This is a genomic window from Solibacillus sp. iso_87 (genome assembly GCF_056173085.1).
Genome location: NZ_CM149656.1, coordinates 1,624,635 through 1,646,521, shown reverse-complemented (window position 1 = coordinate 1,646,521; position 21,887 = coordinate 1,624,635). Strand labels below are relative to the sequence as shown.

The window sequence follows — 21,887 nt, the reverse complement described above, 5'->3', positions numbered from 1 at the left end:
ATTCAGACATTTCCGATATATTTATAAGTAGGATACGCTTCGCTAACTAATCTTCTCACTAGTATATTTTTATCTATACTTAATATTGTTGAAGCAAAATTAACACTCTGATATTCAATACCGTCAATAATTACCTTTCTTGCCTTTTTAGATAATGGATTTTCTCCAACTTCAATGAACTTATAATTCGAAAAGGACTCACTCTTAACTCTTTCTGATATAGTTCTATTCGAGATACCTAGCTGACGACTCGCTTCCATTATTGAAGTGTATTCAATCCCATCAACGCAAATTCGTTTACTCTTCCTCGAATTATGTGAAAACTCCCTTTTAGGAGTTTTCTTTATCTGAACCTCTGTATAATTAGGGTATGCCTTATCTTTTAGCCTTTTAGCAATAACTTTACGATTTATACGTAGCTGCCGTTCAGCTTCCATTATTGAATGATAAAACACATCATCTATAATTATACCTTTGCTTTTTCCATTGTTCTTCCTCATTGTATTACGAGTCGATTCTGAAATTCCTTTTCCCTTCATTCTCTTTCCATTTTCAACTAATTTCTTTTTTACTTCTCGCTGATGAGCCACTTTTATCTTATCATCTATACACTCACGTTCAGAAAAGTGTTTCTCCCACCAATTATTATATAACTTCCGATTACGTATTCGACTTGCTGTGCCAGAAGGCAGTGTATGGATTTCTTCAATTTCAGCATTAGTTTTGCCCTCTAACATTTCTTCTACTATCATTAAAAACTCTTCTTCTGTGACATTACCTAACAACTCAGCAACATCATTTGATTTGGTAGGGATGTAATTTTCCACTAGAGCCCATAAAGTTTTAAATCTATGTTTATGACGAATAAGTGAAACATATCTATCATGCAAATCATATAATTCTCCGATAAATTTATTGCTCTTTCCAATGACAAACAAATCTACTAATTCAAAAAATTGTTCATTAGTTAGTTTTGCCATTGGATTTTTCTCCCCTGTAATTCGTTGAGACATTTCTCTCTTTCGTTCTTCGGTAATAATTAAACCATGTCCACCTTCTCCACCTAAGGTTAGATTATAACCATTTTTATAAGAATCATATTTTTGAATAAAGCTGCGTTCTTCTACTGAGAGACCTTCCTTTGAAATATTCTCATATGTAGCGATGATATATGTCTGAATATCCCCATACTTATCGAATGCCTTTTGTAGATAACGATTATAATGCTCTCCTTTTAATAATAAATTAATATGATCTTTAATTCTTTTCTCTTTTTCAATTAAATGGTCTTTTCCAATATAATATTTCCCATTAATCACCAAAGCATATATTCCTTTTTTCATTTTCTTTCCCTCGCTTTTTTCTTTCTCTTGAAATTGGGAGATTACTTACATTGGTTTAACAACCTTTGACTTTGGAACCTAAGAAAGTTAAGATCTTTTCTCTATTTGCTTTTTTATCAGAACAATATGGACACCCCTTCGATACACTTTTATTTTTAATGGATTTTTCGTAAGAGTGATTTTCTGGACAAATCCACCATACCTTTAAATTACTGCCTTTAGAAACTTCAGTAGGAGAGATAATGGTTGCATTTTTAGAAAAATCCCATACAACAAGGAGTGCTGGAAATAACTTAGCAATAGATTTCTCCTCAGTAACTGTTCTCAAAAATCATTCACCAACCTTTATTCATATTTTTTATATCAAGAGATTCTCACCTAAATTGTAAATTAATATGATTGAAAATTCTATTAATTAATATGCGGGCCCCTATTACTGATGATACGTTTAAATTCTAAAAGAAACGCTATACCAAATTCTGGTATAGCGTTTCTTCCTATTTAATATGTTCATTTTAGCCATTCTTTAAATATCGGGTCATGTGTTGAAACTATCGGCTGGTAAGTCGCCCCTTCATGTAAATATTGAAAAGCTGCATTCACTGCTTGCATTGCGTCATGTGTTGCCCCGTGTATAAGCTTCAATTTCCCTTGCTCATAGCGGGCATCCCCTGCTACAAAATATCCGCGACAATTCGTTAACCCATTATCTCTTTGCGCTATACGTCCTTTGAATTCAATGGTATGTTTTTTTGAACCAATATGGCAAAAAACAGCCTCATATGCCTGATCATTAAAATCCGAGAATTCATAAATCGGAATGTTATTGTTGGCAAGCCCGTCCATTAAAATAGGCTGTAAATTCAGCTCTTGGCTGGTATATAATGTAACCGCATTTCCATAACCTATTAACTGAATTGCCCAATCTGCTGCCATCGGTGTATGTCCGATTACTGCAATTGGACCATCATATTGTTGGAAAGCTGGCGGGTCATACTGTATTTTTTCCGAGATGTGTTGTTCGATTCTTTTTACCTCACTAAATCCATTGCCGGTTGCCGCAATGATAGTTTTAGCTAGTATAGTTTGCTTTGTTGTCGTTACATAAAACAACTCGACAATATTTTCAATTTCCTCAACAATTTCTTTAAGTAACACATTAGCTTTACTTACTTTTAACTGTTCGATCAGCGCTTGTTTATATTCACGCGCTAAAACACCAAATTGACCAGGAATATCGTATATTTCATAGTTTAAATATAGATTAAGTCGCCCTCAAGGTTCATGATTACCTTCAATTAATATAGTGTTCATCTTTCTAGATGCACTATAAAATGCACTGAACATCCCGGCAGGACCACCACCCATTACACAAACATCGTAAATCATTGATTTCCCCCATTTTTACTTTACAAAAATATCTTTATGTAATTGTTCATTATTCCCTTCTATCGAAAAACAAGCAGCACCATTCAACATATAACTCCATAGCTTTTGGTAAGGCTGTTTATGGAGCGCAGAAATCAAACAGGCAATGGCAACACCATGAGAAACGACAGTGATTCTCTCATACGGTAACTGTAAAATATACTCGTGAAATGCGATCATTCGGTTCGTTACGACTTCAAAGGATTCCTGTGTCGTATTCATAAATAGATGCGGTGTATTCAAATAGCAACAATACTGTTCATCCAGTTGAAGGTCCTTAATGTAGCTGCCTTGCCAATGCCCTAAGTTGATTTCACGCAATCTATCGTCTTTATGAATGGTATGGTCAGGAAACATGAGGCGGGCTGTTTGCACTGCACGCTTCAGGTCACTGGAGAATACGATTTCGGGATTCCAGTTAACGGACATTGCCTGTTCAATTCCTTTTGACGTTAATTCCGAATCAAGCCATCCTTGCAGCCGCCCTTCTTTATTCCAGACAGTTTCTCCATGACGGTAGTAGTTAATGATTTTTAACATATTTCGTTATTTCATCCTTGCAAATTGCCCAGATTTCTTCACTTTTGACAGCGATTCGAAACCAGGCGCCGTCCAGACCGGCATAGTTTTTTGTATGGCGTAATACGATACCTTGCTCTAATAAATATGTAAAAAAATCATCGGGAGTATATTGTTTTGGTAATTGGAACAGCAAAAAATTTGCTGCACTGTTTGATACTTTACAACCGATTGATTTTAAGTCCACCATCATCTGAGTCCGTAATTTACTGCTCTTATCACGAGATTTCATTACAAAATGCTTGTCCTGTAGACAGAGACTGCCGATTTCATTTGCGATCGCACTCACATTCCAATGCGGCAAGTAATGACGGAGTTTTTCTGCCTGATGCCCGATAACATAACCGAGACGAACACCTGCCAGTGCATACATTTTTGTCATGGATCGTACTACAAATAAATTGGAATGGGTGTTTACCAATGAAACAACGCTCTCCGATTCATCGGTCCAATCCATAAACGCTTCATCGACAACAAAATTACAGTGAGAGTATTTTTTAATTAACTGTTCAATCCAATGTTTTTTCAATAATACGCCTGTAGGATTATTCGGATTACAAATATAGCAGGCATGGACATCTTTCAGCTGTTTCTCCAATATTTCTTCATTAAATCGATAAGTTTCAATATCTTCAGCTAAGATCGAATGAATGATACAATTCTGCTGTTTTAATGTTCGGGCATACTCCGAAAAGGAAGGCTGTAACAGAGCTACTTCATATCCTTTAAAAAGCTGCGCCAAAGCCATTAACCCTTCTGCTGCACCGTTCGTAACGACAACGTGTTGTGCTGCCACTTCGTGTACATCGGCAGCTTGCGAGCGAAACGGTTCCGCTTGTTCATGCGGATACCCCACTATTTTATCCATCAAATTCACCCACTGTTGCTCTACTAGCTTCGGATACCCGAGATGATTGACATTTTCGCTAACATCGATGACTTTGTCCGGCATATGTAAGTTCATCGCTTTATATAACGAGGCTGCATTAGCTCCATGTGCGGGCAATTCCATACAACATTCCTCCTGTTATCACAACACACCATGTACAAACATACATGTGCTGTATCGATTTTTTTATATGTATTTTCTGCATAGTATTTTCCGGTTCACCCATATAAGCACGAAATGATTCCACCCCACCATAACGATTAAACCCGCCTAAACGGATTCCTAACTGAACGGCTGTAGCAGCCTCCAAATACCCGCTATTCGGGCTCGGATGTTTTTTAGCATCTTTTAGCCAGTTTTTATAGCGGTGTTTAAATAGTTGTACCGTATCACTTTTTGTAAATATTATAAGGAACCACCCGGTAATTCTGCTAGGCACATAATTCGCAACATCATCCAATTTTGCTGCAGCATATCCGAAATCTGTATAGCGTTCATTTTTATAGCCGATCATCGAGTCAAGTGTATTAATCGCTTTATAGCACCATGCACCGGTTGCCCCGAAACATAACGCATACATAAGCGGAGCCGTCACGCCGTCACTCGTATTTTCCGAGACTGTTTCAATGACACCTCTTACAATTTCAGGTTCATCCAAATGATTCGTATCACGGCCTACGATCCAGCTTAAATATTTCCTGGCTTCGGGTAAATCGTTCGCTTCCAAGGAATCGTAAACGAGCATCGCCGCGTCTTTTAATGATTTCTGGGCTAGGGCTAAACTAATCAAAAAGATTTCGACTACAAACCAAAGAAGTAGATGTACTTTCACTGCAAGAAAGACAATAAAAAAAACCGAGCCCGTTGTAATACTTACCGTGAGAAAAACTGTTAGAAAGCCATTGAACCGTCTTCTACTGTCAATGCCGTTATTCCATTTCCTCTCAAAAAACGAAATCATGTTACCAATATAAATGACGGGATGTGTCCATTTTTTCGGATCCCCAACAATGCAATCGATGAGCACTGCGATTACACAAATAATAAGATACATCGTGCCCCTCGCTCCTTTATTTTCGTTTGATATGAAATGAAAATTCCAGAGCATATTCGATGCTCTGGATAAATTTTAACATTAATGATGATGGTGGTGGTGTTCATATCCATGTTCTTCTGCATATTTGCGGAAATTCTCCAAATCGATCATACCTGTTGAAGTACCGTCCAGGGCCTGTTCCATGCGCTCCAACAATACTTTCTTCAAATTCGGATGATAGCCAAAATAATTTGCAAGTAGAAAATCGACGTCTTCATACTGTTCTGTAAACTGCTCGACCATTTTAGCCATTCTTTCCATCAACACTCCTGTAAACAAAAAGTATGGAAGCATCACTATTTTTTTTGCTCCAAGTCTTATACAACGTTCAATCCCTTGTTCTACAGATGGAGTTGTCACACCCATAAACGCACTTTCTATAATAGGAACATCTAATTTTTCCCACAATAAACGGGTAATTTTATAGAAATCGCCGTTCGCATATGGATCACTCCCCCCACGTGCAATGAGTAAGATAGCTGTATCTTCATGTTTTTCATCAGAATTGAAACCAACTTCAGATAATCGAGACTTAAGAATTTCAAAAATTTCTTCGTGAATCCCAATTGTTTGACCATATGTAAATCGAACATCCGGAAAATGCTCCCTAGCATGTTCTATTTCGGCTGGAATATGCAATTTTGAATGTCCTGCATGCAGTAAAATAATCGGAATAACGTGAACTTCATCCGCACCCTTTTCAATACATAGCTGAATTCCATCTTCAATATTCGGGACAGCAAACTCTAAAAAACAAGTCTCAACCAGAAGTGCTGGATCAATGTACGTTTTCATCTGCTCAACAAACTGGCGTACTTCCTCATTTCCCGCCTCTAATCTGCTGCCATGTCCAACAAATAATACTGCTTTTTTCATTGGTCCTCGTCCTTTTTTATATTTATCAATCCCTTTAATTCGATTTTCATGACGAATTCTTTCCCCGTGTTCCACCGAATAAATAATGGATGATTCTTCAGCGGTATCCTGGACAATGGCACGCGAGGTTTCCTCGTTTTGAACGGAATACCATGTCCCTTTCGGATAATCAATGACAACACATTTATCTTTACATCGCCCATTACATCGAGTTCGTGATGTATGAATCATTTCATCTAAACGATTTTTACGAATTTCATCCCGGATTTGCTGTGTTACTTCTTCTGCACCGGCACCCATACAAGTAGCCCCGTTACAAATTAACAGATGACGCTGCATTTGACCTAAATTCCAAGTCGTCATAAAATCCTCCTTCTTGTAGTTGATCAAAGTAAGTTTTATTTTTGTGTATGAACGCGGCAAACTTATCGATTGATGACGCATTGTACTTCCCTAATATATTTTTCACAAGATCGATTACTTGGTCCTCCGGTACTTTTTTTAACAATAGATGCCCGGAACTGGCACGCCTTCCCATAGGAAACGCGCCTCCGTATACATCAACTTTGCCATTATGAAAAATGAGCGCCAAGTCATCCTGGACAGCGTTATAACATGCTTTAGTACATGCATTAAAGCCGATGCGTACCCTATTTTTTAATGGCATTTGTTCAACTTGTTCTAGTAAGTCCTTTGCAAGTGGTAAACCGTCTAACAAATCCCCATCACAAAAGTCACAACATTTAAATAAAGCACTTGGTGTTTGGGATGCCACATACAAACTCACTTCAGTTAATTTTTCCATTGCCTGCACAACATTTGAACGATGGACAGTAACGATAAAACTATGGCCGGCAGAATATTTTACAGCGCCAAGTTTTTCAAGATTCGCTAACACTATCAGCTGATCACTTGTTAAATGTTTGTTAATTAACCCTGGTCGTACAATTAATGCTATATAGTCATCCATTGCTTTTAATTTTGCATAAGTTTTGTTCGGCATCGGCAGCTGTAACGCCTTCTCGAAATTTTTCTTCGCATATTCTTGCATATATACACCACTCCCATTCATCAATTGCGCTTTTGTTGCGACTGATTGAATCCCTTTGATTTTGAAAAGTTAGAATGAATCAGGGTAAAGTCCTTTTACGATAATTTCAAGCGCTTCTGCCACTCGAACACCTTCTGATGCAGCCGATAATGGCAGGACAACAAAACGCTCATTTTGTACTGCCGGTGTCTGGCTCAAGGCCGGATCATGTTTCAGGAAATTAATTTTTTCCTCTGCTGTTGTAGATCCGTAATCGATAACAATAATGGCCTCCGGATTACGCTCAACGGCATCTTCTTTTGAAACCGTTGCCCAGTTTTTTTCGATATCCCCGAAAATATTATTTGCTCCCGCCATTTTAATTAAAGTGTTCATAAAGTTCTGTGTTGCTGTAAATACATCTTTATCCCCACTATCAAATACTAGAACATCAATTGGTTTGTCTACCGCAGGAACTTTTTCTTTAATCTTTTCAATATCTGCATTCATTTCTTCTATCAGCGTTTCACCGCGCTCTTCAACGCGGAAGATCTTTGCGATATTACGAATATCCGTGTAAATATCTTCTAACTCCGGAGCAACTTTTACAGAGGAAGACTGCAAGTAACTGCCGATTCCCAATTGCTCTAATTCTTCGCGTGACATTAAGTTTTTTTCATTAAATGCACTTGCCCAACCGCCGTAAATAAAGTCGGCTTCTGTCGAGATAACCTGTTCTTTCGAAGGATATTGTTCAGCCAGTACTGGAACTTGGTCATATGCTTCTTGTAATGGAGCATAAATCTGGTCATCTAAGTAAGCTGTACCTACCATCGAATCCTCCAATCCAAGTGCAAGCATCACTTCTGTTACATGCTGATTAATAGAAATCGCTTTCTTGGGCGCTTCATCATATGTAATGGATACCCCATCGTTTTCGATTGTTATTGCCTGTGACATCTCACCCGAATCTGCTGTTGCCTGTTTGATATTTTGCTCATCATCCGAACATGCCCCTAACATTAGTGCTGATGCCAGGGCAATTGGTGCCCAAAGATTATTTCGTAATTTCATTATTGTTCCCCTCTTGTATACATAGCTGTATTAGTATAAAAAAATAAATGCATTTTTTCTGTGAATGGATTTGTTGAAACTCCTGCACGTATGTTAAATACTTCTTTTAACATCTCTGTTGTTAAGACACTTTCAGGTGAACCCTGAATATGTAATGTTCCGTCTTTCATAACGATTAGCTCATCACAATAGGCTGCTGCTAAATTTAAATCATGTAACGCCGCAACAATCGTAATCGGTAAATCTTTGACTAAATCCATCAAATGGAGCTGGTGTTCAATATCCAAATGGTTTGTCGGTTCATCCAATATTAGAATACTTGCCTGCTGTGCCAAAGCACGTGCGAGCATTACCCGTTTTTTTTCGCCACCAGATAAATTGCTTAATGTACGATTGGCTAAATGGGTGACATTGGCTAATTTCATGCTTCTGTCCGCGATCGACATATCTTCTGAGTTATCAGAACTGAGCCAGCCTTTATAAGGAGTGCGCCCCATCATCACTAAATCTCTTACCGTAAAATCAAATAACACAGTGGACTCCTGACTAACGACAGCCATTTGTCTAGCCAGTTTTTTCGGGGAAATATCCCAGACTTCCTGTTCATGTAAAGTTACTTTTCCCGATGATTGTTTAAGATGACGGTATAAAATTTTAAGCATCGTTGATTTCCCGCTACCATTTGGACCAATAATCCCTATAAAATTTCCCTCTATGATTTTTAAAGAAATATTTTTCAAAATCTCCTTATCATCCACCGAATATTCAACATGCTTTAGCTGGATCATCTCATTCTCCTTCCCCAAATGCATAACGCTCGCGACGAAGCATCCAAATAAAGAACGGACTGCCGAATAATGCGGTAATAATTCCAATCGGCATTTCTTCCGGTGCAATGGCAATACGTGCACCTATATCAGCCCATATAATAATAATGGCTCCAAGCAGCGCACTTAGCGGTAAAACTACTTTATAATTGGACCCGACAATCATACGCACAATATGCGGGACAATGAGACCGACAAATCCGATACTCCCGCTTACTGCTACTACGACGCCCGTTAATAACGATACAATGATAATAATGAACAACCTGAATCGTTCAATATTAATCCCTAATGTCGATGCTGTTTCTTCACCTAGCAGCAGTGCGTTCAGTTGACGATAGCTTAGTAGTAATAATGTGAAAACGATACAAAAAGTAACATAAGGGATTCCGAGATTTGACCACTTTGCACCGCCTAAACTGCCAAGCATCCAAAACATGACGGCCTGAACACCGCCTTGTTCTTTGGAAATCATTAGCATAAAGTTGGTCATTGCTCCCAACACCATGGAAACCGCAATTCCAGAAAGCAACAATCGAATCATCGAAGTTTTCCCGTTCACCCGTGCAAGCATAAAGACAATCACTACGGCAAATATCGCACCCAAAAAAGCGGCAAGCGATAAAGCTAACACTCCGAAAAAGCTAAATGCACCGAATAAAATTACCGAAGTTGCCCCGACAGATGCACCGGAGGATACCCCAAGTATGTATGGATCTGCAATGGAATTCTTTACGAGAGCCTGTATTGCGGCACCCGATATTGCTAATGAAGCCCCAACTAAAAATGCCAATAATACGCGCGGTACCCGAATTTCCCAAATGATTACTTGCTGCGCATTTGTAGCATTTGTTTCATTTAAAATTCCGGTTTTATAAAGTAAAACCTCAATAATTAACTGGGGTGTAATTCCTACAGAACCTACCATGATTGCGCCAATAATCGATATTGCTAGCACAATAATTAAAATAGGCATCCATAGCCAAAATTTCTTTTTATTCATAAAAGTTTACCGGCTCCCAACTAATGATCGCTGCATAAAATTTATGACGGTAAACAATCTTGCCTTCCTCTTCTGTAACGAATCGGTCAAGTACCTCTTTTACTTCCTCAAAATCAAAAGGATCCGATAATATCTTTTTACTTTGTGCTTCATAGAGTGCATCATAATTGTCATAGTAATAAACGCGCTCTAATGGCAGCATCTCACAATCAGCGTAAATACCGAGCTGATACAGCATATTTAAAATTTCAATATAATCACGTCTAGGATATTTAATTTTATAAAGATATTCTTTCGCTAAAACATCATAATGAGGTTGAATCGGTCCTGTCGTTAAACCGATGATTGCTCTTTTCTTTGCACGATCATTCATTTTCAGCAATGCATGATTCATCTCATATATTCGGTAATAACAATTGACTCCGATTACAATATCATGCTGTTCAACATCTGCTTCTTCCCATTTCGCATGGACAAAGTTTACTGCATCGTCTTCTATGAAATACTGCTGCAAGTAATTTAAAACACTTTTTGAGCCATCAACCAATGTCAGTTTTCCGACATCTTCTCTTAAAGGAAATGTATAATTCCCCCAACCGGGTCCCATTTCCAGACAGCTTGCACCCTGTGGTATGTATTGACGAATCTTTTCATAGATAGGAACGGCATGTGCATCCGTCTGTTTATAGGATTTTTTTTGCATCGACTGTGCCCAAAAAGCTTCTTCCAACGCATCATTTTTCATCCGTTCAGGCATATTCCCATGCCAGTCCAGCATCCCTTCCTTCCAGAGCTGCTCAAAATCAATTGCCAGTGGCCCATGTAAAACAGCCATCAATTTCACCTCTTATCAACAGTAGTTTCCGAAATAAACGAATAAATCTTCTCCATATCCAAATGCTCACGTACATGGCGATCCAGCATTTCATAGGCTAGTTCGCGACGTTCAAAATCGGATAAGACCTCTCCTGAGATTGGTTCCATCCCTTTTTGTATACGGACTGTATTAAAATAATCACGTGTGAACAGACGATTTTGGAAAATCCCGTGTACATATGTGCCAAATACTTGATCCGTATACACACCATCTGTCCGGCCATCATAAAATTGGATGAAAGGTTTCAACGGTTTAGTCGCTACACTGCGCCCTAAATGAATTTCATAGCCTTCAATCTCATGACCTGTACAGCTCCTTCCAGAAACTTGAACCGTTTGCTTACTATTAATAAACGTTGTCTCAACCGGCAGCAGACCTAAAGTTAAATACGTTCCACCAGTGCTTTCCACCGCCTGCTCATCACGGATAGTTTCACCAAGCATCTGGTAACCTCCACAAATACCGATAATTCGGACATTTAGATTCGCTAATTGTAAAATACCTTGCATCAACCCGGTTTGCTGAAGCCATAAAAAATCTTCCACCGTGTTTTTAGTCCCTGGTAAAATTACGACATCCGGATTTTTTAAATCACTTAGGTTGGTAACAAAGCGCACGCCTACACCAGGTTCTTCAAACAATGGATCTATGTCAGTAAAATTTGATATATGCGGTAACCGGATGACGGCAACATCAATTGCAAATTCGTGTTGCTGTGGCTTCTTTAAGCGCAGACTGGATAGAGCCATTGAATCTTCTGCTTCAATTTGAACATCGAAATACGGAATAACGCCCAGTACAGGAATCCCTGTATACTCTTCCAGCCACTCGATTCCATTTGTCAGCAGTTCTTTCATGCCGCGAAATTTGTTAATAATGATTCCTTTGACACGGTCTTTCTCCGCATCATCCAATAACATCAGTGTTCCGACAAGTGAAGCAAAAACACCACCGCGCTCAATATCCGCCACTAAAATAACGGACGCATCTGTTTCATGGGCCATTCGCATATTGGCAATATCACGGCTTTTCAAGTTAATTTCAGCCGGACTTCCCGCACCTTCCAAAACAAGAACATCATAGTTCTCCGATAAACGCTCAAGTGATGTACGAACTTCAGGCATTACCGACTCTACAAAATTCTCCCGATAGCTTACCGCATCCATATTGGCGAAATGTTTGCCGTGCAAAATGACTTCCGATACCATTTCCCCTTTAGGCTTCAGTAAAATCGGGTTCATATCCGTTGTTGCATCAATTTTTGCCGCTTCCGCCTGAACCCCTTGTGCACGTCCGATCTCTCCGCCATCTTTTGTAATGTACGAATTGAGCGCCATATTCTGTGATTTAAAAGGAGCAACCTTATAGCCGTCATTGACTAAAATACGGCAAAGTGCAGTACATAGTACACTTTTCCCTACATCGGATGCGGTGCCCTGAATCATGATTGCCTGCACTAAAACTCCAGCCCCTTCATCGCTGTGACGTCCTGCTCGCTGTAATAATGTTTTGTCGCATCAACGGTTGATACAAGATCAGCCATTTCCATAAGCTCAGGATGTGCAGAACGACCGGTAACGATTAAATGCATTGTGGCCGGTCGATTACGAATTGCTTCAAGTACATCCTCTAAAGGCAAAACATCATCTATTGGAAATTTTGAAATCGCCAGTGCATTATTTAATTCATCCAAAACAAGTAAATCCGTCGTTTCATCCTGCAATTCCTTTTTTACAATTTGCCAAGCCTTTTTTAACGCTTCTCTATGTTCTTCCGGTGTTTTTGTCCACGTAAAACCAATGCCAAGCTGAACGGTTTCAACACCTAATTTACGAAGTGCAATTTGTTCTCCATATGTACGTTCCGGTGATTTAATAAACTGAAAATATTTCACAGTCATCCCACGGCCAATTGCACGTAAGGTTACACCTAATGAAGCGGTTGTTTTGCCTTTTCCATCACCTGTATATACGAGCAGCATTCCTTTTCTCGCCATAATATTGCCCCCTAAAGCCAAGTTGTTTTTTCTGAAAACGGTGTACGTTTTTTCTCAGTTGTAACCGGTTCCTCCGGATAGCCAATACATAACGTACCAACGAGATGTTCAAAATCCGTCGCCCCGATAAATTCATGCAAAGCTGTGTCATGTACAAGACCGACTCCACGTGTCCGCCACACCATACCTAAACCGAGATCTTCAGCCATTAGCCACATCGACATGATCGCGCTGCTAACAGCGAATTTATTGTCCAGTGTCGCCCCTTCATCTCCTTCCACTACGGCAGATGTTACGACAATGATGAGCGGTGTTTTTGTTACTGCCTGCATGGAGCTTTCCACTAAGTTTGGTTTTGTCGGGAAGCGCTGCTGTAAATAATCGAATGCTACTTGTTCAAAACGCTTTAAACTAGCCCCCTGCAAAATATAAAATTGCCAAGGCTCGCGCATGCGGTCATTCGGTGCATAAGTTGCCGCCTGCAATAATTGTTCAATTTTCTCCCGCTCTACTTCCTTTGGTAAAAATTGACGAACCGCTCGTCGATTTTTTAATGCTTCTAACATGTTGTCTCAATCCTTTCACTAAACCATGCAATTTCTTCTCGAATTCCTACGACATCCCCGACTAAAATCATCGAAGGGTTGACCATCTTTTGCTGCTGAATCTGTTCGGAAATCGTCTCTAATTGACCTGTAATCGTACGCTGATTGCTTGTTGTCCCCCATTCAATTACTGCAACCGGGGTTGTCGGTTTCTTTCCGTGTTTGATTAAGCTTTTCGTAATATGATCAATATTGCCAATACTCATATAAAACGCAATCGTATCGATTTGCGCGAGACTTGCCCAGCTTAAAAAATCCTGCCCCTTTTCTTCGCGTCCATGCCCTGTTACAATGGCAAAGCTTGTTGCATAATCGCGATGTGTAACGGGTATGCCTGCATATGCTGGTGCCGCTATTCCCGCTGTAATGCCCGGGACGATTTCGAATTCTATTTTTTCGTAACGAAGAATAGCCGCTTCTTCTGCGCCTCGTCCAAAGACGAATGGGTCTCCGCCTTTTAGACGGACAACCTGCTTGTTCTGCTGTGCTTTTTCAACGAGCACACGATGAATTTCATCTTGTATCAGGCCATGTTTTCCCGGTTCTTTGCCACAATAGATCAGTTCGCAATGAGGTGTTGCGTGTTTTAAAATTTCGGGGTTTACTAATCTGTCATATAAAATGACATCAGCTATCTGAATGCACTCTAAAGCACGAATTGTCAGTAATTTCGGATCACCCGGTCCAGCACCGACTATATAAACAAATCCACTCAATTGAATTCTCCTGATACAATCTGACGTAAAAACTGTGCACATTTTTCCTCATTCTTTTGCTGAATCCAAACGAGTATTTCAGGTTCCAATAATTGAGCAAGCGCTGCTTTTTTAGCAGCTCCTTCATAATTTCCAAGAATAAGGATACGAGCTTCCTTTAAAAATGCAACGTACTCTGCATAACTTTCATCGTATTGTTCCTCTAAGTCAGCCTTTATTTTTCTAGTAAGCGACGGACTTGCACCGGTTGTCGACACCGTTACGACAAAATCTCCACGACGTACAACAGCAGGGTTCATAAAATCCATACGTCCCAATGCATCCGCCCGATTTAATAACTGCCAATGCTGTGTCGCTTCTTCCACAGCATCATTTACCGCTTCGTCATTGGTTGCAGCAAAAATGAGGGCTGCACCGTCTAAATCAGCAGGTTCAAAAAGTTTTTGTATCCAGACTGCTCTGCCTTCATCTAAATATGTTTTTATCTTATCCGTTACTGTCGGACTGACAACGGTAATCTGGGCATTCGTAGGTAATAATGCTTCCACTTTTTGACAGGCTACATGGCCTCCACCAACGATCACCACTTTTTTAAAATCTATATTGACCATTAACGGTAAATAATTCATATTCTTACCTCCAAACAAGCTGCAAGCCAATTTTTCACGAGTTGTGGATTGGATGCGAAATGAAAATGTGTATATCCAGCGACTAGATTTCCTTGTGAATAACCTTCCTGTTTCGCTCCAAAGCGACCTTTTGTAAAATAAGCAGGTGTTTCATGATTTCCTTCGTATATGGAATAATGGAATTCATGACCTTTAGCAAGTTCCTGTTCACCAATTAAAAAGTTGCCCTCCACACCGGTAATTTCTCTGTAGCCTAACGCCGCCAGCTTATCTTGCATACGAACGATTCCCGGAATGACACCTAGCATTTTGTAGCCATTTCCTTCACGGTTGAAAATTTCTTCAGTTAAATACATGAAGCCGCCACATTCTGCAAGGGTTGGAATTCCCTTATCAATTGCTTGTTTTATCGAATTTTTTGCCAGTTCATTCTGTACAAGCTTCTCTGCAAATTCTTCTGGGAACCCTCCGCCAATATATAAACCTTGTGCTTGTTCAGGAACCGGTTCATTTTCAAGTGGTGAGAAGAAATGCAGTTTTGCACCGTTCGCTTTAAGTAATTCAAAATTTTCTTCATAATAGAAGTTAAATGCTGCATCTTTCGCAACAGCTAAATGAATCTCTTCCGTGTTATCTTGTGATTCAAAAATCCTTGAAGTCTGCTCCAATTCTGCCGTTTTTGTGACTTGTAATAATAAATCCAGATCAACAGTTGCTTCGATAGCATCTGCAAGCTCATCGAAATATGAATCGAGCTCTCCTCGTTCAATTGCCGGTACTAAACCTAAATGACGGCTCGGCAATGCTGGTACCGCACCTTTTTGCAAGTAGCCTAGAACAGGAACTTTGCATTCATATTCAATCGCTGTTTTAATAATTTCAAAGTGACTTTTACTGCCCAACTGATTGGCAATAATCCCCACAATATGGGCATTGACATCCAACTGCTGAAATCCTTTTACAATGGCAGCTACACTTCGAGCCATACTAGCTGCGTTAACAATTAAAATTACCGGACTACTCGTAATAGCACTTATATGTGCTGCCGATCCTTCATTCGATAATGGGGACTTTCCATCATAGAAACCCATTACTCCTTCAATAATCGAAACATCTGAATCAATGCTGTTTCTTGCGACAATTGTGCGGACCACATCTTCTGACATCATGAAACTGTCAATATTGCGTGAAGACCGTTTTGTAACGGCTGTATGATACGTCGGGTCGATATAATCCGGACCACATTTAAATCCTTGAACAGTTAAGCCGCGCTTCATCAGTGCGCGCATAATACCAATCGTAAATGTCGTTTTTCCAACGCCACTTCCTGTTCCGGCTAATACGAATCGATTCATCCGGTTACCTCCTCACCAAATGTAATCCGGGAAACGGAAATGGTTGCATTGCCGCTTTTCTTTTTTTCCAAAAGCCAATCTGTCGCATTGGCGCACCGTAATGCTGCGGGTTCACTGACACCGTAAGCCCCTGTAAATTTAAAGACCGTTTCAGATGGATTTTGCAGCGGCATTTCATTTAGCTCTGCCGGTGTATATGTTATAAACTGCCAGTTGTTTCTAGCCGTTACTTCCAGGAAACCTTGCTCATCTTTTTTCAAATCGATTGTGGCGATTGCTTTGACGCTTTTTTTGCTCAGCTTTAGTTCTGCAAGCGTTTCATCAATTAGTTGTTCAATTTCTTCTGCAGATGTTCCGCGATTACAGCCCATTCCCAAAACAATTGACTTTGGTCGGTAAATTACACCGTTTTCAAGTAATACTTCTTCCTCTTTATCGATAATACGATCGGTAATGAGCAATGTGGCATGTGGTTTTGCAGCGATTGCTTCCTCTGTTGTCCGGTAAATTTTCAAAGTTTCAGGCATCGGTGTTTCATGCAGCCACCAATTTTTTTCACCGGTTTCCTGAACAATTGCAACCTGTTCCTCATTCACTACTGAAGCACTGACAGGCGTTAATTTTTCTTCACTGTCCCAAACCCAGCCGTACCGTGCACCAAATAAATCAACCGCGATTGTTTTTTGAACATCGGATGCTGTAGTTACAATCGGAGTCGCATTGATCGCTTGTGCAAATTCGTTTGTCAGGGCATTCGCACCACCAATATGTCCGGATAGAACACTCACGACATATTGTCCTTTATCGTCAACAACGAGAACACCCGGATCTTTCTTTTTATCTACTAAAATCGGGGCAATCATCCGAACGACTGCACCAAGGGAAATAATCAATATCATCGACTTATATGCTTTAAATAATGCAGGCAGCAGCAGGCGCACCGTCCCTTCAAATAATTGAATATTTTTTTCAGCCTCATCGCCCTGCTCAAATTTCTTCATATAATATACATCGACATATGGAAACTTCTCCGCATACTTTCGCGCATTCGCCACACCGTGCTTTGTAATGGCTACAAGTGCATAAGGTTTTGTCACACGAACTTCCGGTATTTCCCCTTCGCGTAAATTAATCATCGACTTTCACACCTTTACGGAAACCATGTGTAAACGTAGCATCATACAATTTTGAACGGTAATCTTTTTCATGAATGTTCGGATCAAGTGCCCAGCCGGCTAAAATCATCGCATGTTTGCGAATGCCATTTGTCCGCATCGCTTCATCCAGCTCAGCAATTGTCGTGCGAACGATTTTTTGATCTGGCCATGATGCTCGTTGAATAACTGCAACCGGTGTATCGTCAGACCAGCCCGCAGCCTGTAGTTCTTTTGTAATCTTTTTCGTTAATGTGGCACTTAAAAACATTGCAATTGTGCAATGATGGCTTGCCAAGGCTTGCAGTTTTTCACGCTCAGGTACCGGTGTACGTCCTTCTGCTCGTGTTAAGATCAAAGTTTGCGTTAAGTCCGGAACCGTTAATTCTGCTCCTACGGCTGCAGCGGCAGCAAATACGGAACTTACACCTGGAACAACGTCATAGCCAATATTATGATTCTTTAATAATGCAACTTGTTCCATTGTTGCCCCGTACATTGCCGGGTCACCCGTATGTAAACGCACAACCATTTTCCCTTCATTGACGCGTTCGACGATGCAATCAACCATCTCTTGTAAATGCATGCCTGCTGTACGGATCACTTCTGCATCCGCACGGGCTTTGGCAACTAGAGTTTCACTAACTAAAGAGTCTGTATACATGACAACATCAGCCTGTTGAAGCAGTTTAAGGCCTTTCACTGTAATTAAATCGGGGTCGCCTGGACCTGCACCAATAATCCAAATTTTCTTCATTATTTTCGCACCACCATACATGATAAATAATTGAGCTCAGCTCCACGCAATTCATTCGTTTTCCAAATAATTTCTTCATCCGAAGTTACTTTTGTCACAACATACGTTTTTTCTAGTAAGTTCATTTCTTCAAGTAAATCCAGCATGTCATCTAATACTTTCGCTACTTTAATGAACACTATCCCGTCATGGGTCTCAATAACACGACGCATCTCTGCCATATCCGAAGTCGCCGGAATCATTGCTACATGGTCATCGCCGTCTGCCAATGGGATTCCTAAACGATTGGCAGTTCCATTAAATGAAGATATCCCTGCAATAGATTTCATTTCAACTTCGGGATGCATATCCTTCATTAATTTCATCAAGTGTATATATGTACTAAAAAGCATCGGGTCGCCTTCCGTTACAAAAGCGACATCTCGGCCTTCTTTCAAATGTGCATAGATTTTCTCTGCGGATTTAGACCATGCTTCCTGCAACGTTTGCTCGTCCTTCGTCATCGGAAATACAAGTCCCAGCATTTCCTTTTCTGCCGGATTAACGTACACATCGATTATTCGTTGAGCATACGATTTACTACCGCGTAATTTTTGAGGATAGGCAATTACCGGGCATTCTTTTAACATTCGAAAAGCTTTTACTGTGATAAGTTCAGGATCTCCTGGTCCAACACCTAATCCGATTAATGTACCGATTGTCATATTTCCAACCCTTTCTGTGCTGTTACGATAAAAATGGGATTTAACGGTTCAAAACGCGTTAAATTTAAAATTGGCTTACTTTTTGAGATTTGTGCCTGCAGTACAGTAACATCACAGTTGAACTTTTTAAAATGCCCCATAGCTTCTGCCAAGTTTTCAATCGTCGCGATGTTCATAACAATGCGGCCATTTGGCTTTAATCTTTCGACACATAGTTGCAATAACTGCTCCATATTGCCGCCGTTTCCGCCGATAAAAATGGCATCAGGGTCAGGAAATTCCTCCAACCTTTCTGGTGCTTTTCCTAGTATCGCTGTAAAATCCGTACGATGAATATGCTGATTTTGAAGACAGTTTTCCAAATCTGCTTCATTTTTTTCAATCGCAAATACTTGACCTTCCCGGGCTATTTTCGACATTTCAATAGCAACTGATCCCGTGCATGTCCCAATGTCCCATGCATTGCTTGTTTCTTTTAATTGCAGTGCTTGTAAACAAAGCACTCGAATTTCCTTTTTTGTGATAAGACCCTTATCCGGTTTCCGCTGAATAAATTTGTCATCTTCAATACCGATTGACGCGCGCTCAACATTTTCACGCTGCTTTAAAATAACAACATTCAATGGTGAAAATTCGGCATTCTCCATTTCATCCAAAGAAAGATGACGACATCGTTCAGTTGGACCTTCCAAGTTTTCTGCTACAAATGCATCGTATTCGGTCATGCCATACGCTTTTAAATAGCGGGCAAGTGCATTCGGTGAATTTTCTTCATCGGTCAATATTGCTATTTTTTTTCGGCCATCGATTCTTTGGGCTAGCCCTTTCATTGACCGACCATGAACACTCGTTAAATAAGCATCCTGCCAGCTTTCCTGCATTTTTGTGAATGCTAATTGAACAGAGCTTGCATATGGGTAGATTTCTAATGGGAGCTTTTTAGCCAAAACTCCCCCTAATCCGTAAAACAGCGGGTCACCCGATACTAAAAAGACGACATTTCTATTTTCTGCCTGCAGCTTTTCCACGAGTCGTGAGAGTCCGCCTTTTATCATGATTTTTTCGCCAGTGTAATCCGGGAAAAAGTCAAGATGACGTTCCCCGCCAACAAGTACTTCACTTGAATGGATCCAAGCGATATATTGGGGGAGTAAACTTGCTGGTCCATTATCCCCGATACCAATCATTTTCATCCAATTGTTCAATATTCTCAGCCTTTCCTAACATGTCTCCGTTCATTGCGTACAGCGTTGTGGAGACACGTAATTTCGCTTTCGTATGATCCAGGGCAAAGTAGCAGCAGTTTTTGCATAGCGCTTCAAAAAACTGGTCATTCCCCTGCATGATTTCCCCTACTTGCGATGCCGTGTTCGCCTGCAAAATTTGCTCGATTATTTCTATATCAGCTCCTGCTTTTTTTGCGATATCTGCCAAAAACGGGAAACTGATTGGCGCACTTTTTGAATGCACCATCATGACACCTTGTGCGACTTTCGAAAATTTCCCCATCATTCCGACAAGCGATACTTGAGGAATCTCTTTACGGGCAATATGCTTTAACGTAAAACCGACGAAATCGCCCATCTCAATAAACGCCTCTTCCGGTAAATGCGGATATTGTTTCATCGCGTATTTTTCACTGCGTCCGCCGGTTGTGATGACAAGATGGTCACAGCCTGCTTCTTTGGCGACACTGATCGCCTGAACGATACTCGCCATATATGCCGAACTTGAAAAGGGCACGACCGTTCCGCGCGTACCTAATATGGAAATTCCGCCCAATATTCCAAGCCTTGCATTTAATGTCTTCTTCGCTATTTCCTCACCGTCCGGAACGGAAATGATCACTTCGATTCCTTTGTCAATTTGAAAAAGTTGGATCGCTTCTTCGACTACACCATGAAGCATTTTTCTCGGAACAGGGTTAATGGCCGCTTCTCCGACAGGCACGGGTAATCCTGCTTTTGTCACACGACCAACACCAATCCCGCCATCTAGATGGACACCGCTTTTTTCTACAAAACGAACAGTGCTTTGAATGCGTGCTTTATGTGTTGCATCCGGATCATCCCCGGCATCTTTAATCGTTTCACACATCACTTCATTGTCCTTTACTGTAAAAGATGCCACCGTAAATGTGGCATCCTTTCCTACAGGTAAATGGATCGTTACATGTTCAGGAACTTCTCCGGTCACAAGTGCGTACAAGGCAGCCTTTGTCATCGCAGTTGCACAAGCTCCAGTTGTATAACCGTGACGCATTTCCGACGGATCTTTTTTATTTCGCTTCTTTTGCTCGTTCATCTGCCATGATTGAGATGGCATTTAACGCTGCGACGGTTACAGTACTGCCACCTTTTCTTCCTGCATTCGTAATAAACGGAATTCCTTCTAAAATCGCTAATTCCGCTTTAGATTCTGCTGCCGAAACGAACCCAACAGGCATTCCGATGATTAAATCCGGCTTTGCAAGACCTTCTTTAATCAGGCGAATTAATTCAAGTAATGCTGTCGGTGCATTCCCGATCGCATAAATCCCGCCTTCTTGTAGTTGCGTCGCCTTCTGCATCGAAATAATGGCACGAGTTGTTCCCAGTTTTTTCGCTTCGATTGATACATCTTCATCTGCGATATAACAATGTAAATCCCCACCATGTTTTTGGAATCGTTTTCGGCCTGATCCACTTTCAATCATCTGAACATCCGCAACAACATGACGCCCGGCTAAAATTGACTGAATGCCCGCTTCAATCGCATCATCCGTAAAAATCATGCTGCGGCCCAGTTCGAAGTCTGCCGAAGCATGGATAACGCGGCGAACAACAAGCCATTGTTCATCTGTAAATGGATGTTCGCCCATTTCTTCTTTAATCATCGCAAAACTATAGTCATAAATTTTGTCCGGGTCTACTGTTAGTGGTACGAAGTCTGTATTAAAATTCATATTTG

Annotated in this window: 24 protein-coding genes; all 24 read right to left on the bottom strand. The window is 40.4% G+C overall.

Annotated elements, in window-relative coordinates; translation table 11 throughout:
- Positions 1-2 precede the first annotated feature (2 nt).
- Positions 3-1,343: a GIY-YIG nuclease family protein gene (locus AC0VXV_RS08085; RefSeq protein ID WP_475531081.1), complete on the bottom strand. Its 1,341-nt coding sequence runs from the start codon at positions 1,341-1,343 to the stop codon at positions 3-5.
- A 55-nt stretch (positions 1,344-1,398) separates the two neighbouring features.
- Positions 1,399-1,671, bottom strand: coding sequence for a zinc-ribbon domain-containing protein (locus AC0VXV_RS08080; RefSeq protein WP_475531080.1), 273 nt, complete (start codon positions 1,669-1,671; stop codon positions 1,399-1,401).
- Positions 1,672-1,853: 182 nt separating this feature from the next.
- Entirely contained in the window at positions 1,854-2,531 is a 678-nt protein-coding gene (locus AC0VXV_RS08075) for an NAD(P)-binding domain-containing protein (protein WP_475531424.1), read from the bottom strand.
- Between the two features lie 216 nt (positions 2,532-2,747).
- The gene (locus AC0VXV_RS08070) at positions 2,748-3,311 is read right to left on the bottom strand and encodes a histidine phosphatase family protein (protein WP_475531079.1); all 564 of its coding nucleotides are present in this window, start codon (positions 3,309-3,311) and stop codon (positions 2,748-2,750) included.
- Positions 3,295-4,362, bottom strand: a complete 1,068-nt coding sequence (locus AC0VXV_RS08065) for a pyridoxal phosphate-dependent aminotransferase (protein ID WP_475531078.1) — start codon at positions 4,360-4,362, stop codon at positions 3,295-3,297. Before AC0VXV_RS08065 ends, AC0VXV_RS08070 begins: the two co-directional genes overlap by 17 nt.
- Positions 4,337-5,293: an adenosylcobinamide-phosphate synthase CbiB gene (cbiB, locus tag AC0VXV_RS08060; RefSeq protein ID WP_475531077.1), complete on the bottom strand. Its 957-nt coding sequence runs from the start codon at positions 5,291-5,293 to the stop codon at positions 4,337-4,339. Before cbiB ends, AC0VXV_RS08065 begins: the two co-directional genes overlap by 26 nt.
- Positions 5,294-5,374: 81 nt before the next feature.
- On the bottom strand, positions 5,375-6,574 hold the full coding sequence (locus tag AC0VXV_RS08055; RefSeq protein ID WP_475531076.1) for a CbiX/SirB N-terminal domain-containing protein: 1,200 nt from the start codon (positions 6,572-6,574) through the stop codon (positions 5,375-5,377).
- Positions 6,525-7,262, bottom strand: coding sequence for a sulfite reductase (locus tag AC0VXV_RS08050; protein ID WP_475531075.1), 738 nt, complete (start codon positions 7,260-7,262; stop codon positions 6,525-6,527). The genes AC0VXV_RS08055 and AC0VXV_RS08050 overlap by 50 nt, the downstream gene beginning before the upstream one ends.
- A gap of 69 nt (positions 7,263-7,331) precedes the next feature.
- Complete coding sequence (locus AC0VXV_RS08045; RefSeq protein ID WP_475531074.1) at positions 7,332-8,315, bottom strand: ABC transporter substrate-binding protein; 984 nt, start codon at positions 8,313-8,315, stop codon at positions 7,332-7,334.
- Entirely contained in the window at positions 8,315-9,103 is a 789-nt protein-coding gene (locus tag AC0VXV_RS08040) for a heme ABC transporter ATP-binding protein (protein WP_475531073.1), read from the bottom strand. The genes AC0VXV_RS08045 and AC0VXV_RS08040 overlap by 1 nt, the downstream gene beginning before the upstream one ends.
- Position 9,104: 1 nt before the next feature.
- Positions 9,105-10,145: a FecCD family ABC transporter permease gene (locus AC0VXV_RS08035; protein ID WP_475531072.1), complete on the bottom strand. Its 1,041-nt coding sequence runs from the start codon at positions 10,143-10,145 to the stop codon at positions 9,105-9,107.
- On the bottom strand, positions 10,138-10,980 hold the full coding sequence (locus AC0VXV_RS08030) for a class I SAM-dependent methyltransferase (RefSeq protein WP_475531071.1): 843 nt from the start codon (positions 10,978-10,980) through the stop codon (positions 10,138-10,140). The genes AC0VXV_RS08035 and AC0VXV_RS08030 overlap by 8 nt, the downstream gene beginning before the upstream one ends.
- Positions 10,981-10,985: 5 nt before the next feature.
- Entirely contained in the window at positions 10,986-12,479 is a 1,494-nt protein-coding gene (locus AC0VXV_RS08025) for a cobyric acid synthase (protein WP_475531070.1), read from the bottom strand.
- Positions 12,479-13,018, bottom strand: coding sequence for a cob(I)yrinic acid a,c-diamide adenosyltransferase (locus AC0VXV_RS08020; RefSeq protein WP_475531069.1), 540 nt, complete (start codon positions 13,016-13,018; stop codon positions 12,479-12,481). The genes AC0VXV_RS08025 and AC0VXV_RS08020 overlap by 1 nt, the downstream gene beginning before the upstream one ends.
- Positions 13,019-13,029: 11 nt before the next feature.
- Positions 13,030-13,584 carry a nitroreductase family protein gene (locus tag AC0VXV_RS08015; protein ID WP_475531068.1) on the bottom strand — a complete coding sequence of 185 codons (555 nt, stop codon included), beginning with the start codon at positions 13,582-13,584 and terminating at the stop codon, positions 13,030-13,032.
- Positions 13,578-14,339 (bottom strand): uroporphyrinogen-III C-methyltransferase, encoded by a 762-nt coding sequence (gene cobA / locus AC0VXV_RS08010; RefSeq protein WP_475531067.1) that lies wholly within the window; start codon positions 14,337-14,339, stop codon positions 13,578-13,580. The genes AC0VXV_RS08015 and cobA overlap by 7 nt, the downstream gene beginning before the upstream one ends.
- Positions 14,336-14,968 carry a precorrin-2 dehydrogenase/sirohydrochlorin ferrochelatase family protein gene (locus AC0VXV_RS08005; RefSeq protein ID WP_475531066.1) on the bottom strand — a complete coding sequence of 211 codons (633 nt, stop codon included), beginning with the start codon at positions 14,966-14,968 and terminating at the stop codon, positions 14,336-14,338. Before AC0VXV_RS08005 ends, cobA begins: the two co-directional genes overlap by 4 nt.
- Positions 14,965-16,323: a cobyrinate a,c-diamide synthase gene (locus AC0VXV_RS08000; RefSeq protein ID WP_475531065.1), complete on the bottom strand. Its 1,359-nt coding sequence runs from the start codon at positions 16,321-16,323 to the stop codon at positions 14,965-14,967. Before AC0VXV_RS08000 ends, AC0VXV_RS08005 begins: the two co-directional genes overlap by 4 nt.
- Positions 16,320-17,459 (bottom strand): cobalt-precorrin 5A hydrolase, encoded by a 1,140-nt coding sequence (locus AC0VXV_RS07995; protein WP_475531064.1) that lies wholly within the window; start codon positions 17,457-17,459, stop codon positions 16,320-16,322. The genes AC0VXV_RS08000 and AC0VXV_RS07995 overlap by 4 nt, the downstream gene beginning before the upstream one ends.
- Positions 17,452-18,234, bottom strand: a complete 783-nt coding sequence (gene cobM, locus AC0VXV_RS07990) for a precorrin-4 C(11)-methyltransferase (protein WP_475531063.1) — start codon at positions 18,232-18,234, stop codon at positions 17,452-17,454. The genes AC0VXV_RS07995 and cobM overlap by 8 nt, the downstream gene beginning before the upstream one ends.
- On the bottom strand, positions 18,234-18,938 hold the full coding sequence (cobI, locus tag AC0VXV_RS07985; RefSeq protein WP_475531062.1) for a precorrin-2 C(20)-methyltransferase: 705 nt from the start codon (positions 18,936-18,938) through the stop codon (positions 18,234-18,236). Before cobI ends, cobM begins: the two co-directional genes overlap by 1 nt.
- Positions 18,935-20,131, bottom strand: a complete 1,197-nt coding sequence (gene cbiE, locus AC0VXV_RS07980) for a precorrin-6y C5,15-methyltransferase (decarboxylating) subunit CbiE (RefSeq protein WP_475531423.1) — start codon at positions 20,129-20,131, stop codon at positions 18,935-18,937. The genes cobI and cbiE overlap by 4 nt, the downstream gene beginning before the upstream one ends.
- Entirely contained in the window at positions 20,106-21,242 is a 1,137-nt protein-coding gene (locus AC0VXV_RS07975; protein ID WP_475531422.1) for a cobalt-precorrin-5B (C(1))-methyltransferase, read from the bottom strand. Before AC0VXV_RS07975 ends, cbiE begins: the two co-directional genes overlap by 26 nt.
- Positions 21,217-21,882, bottom strand: a complete 666-nt coding sequence (locus AC0VXV_RS07970; RefSeq protein ID WP_475531421.1) for a precorrin-8X methylmutase — start codon at positions 21,880-21,882, stop codon at positions 21,217-21,219. Before AC0VXV_RS07970 ends, AC0VXV_RS07975 begins: the two co-directional genes overlap by 26 nt.
- Positions 21,883-21,887: the final 5 nt, after the last annotated feature.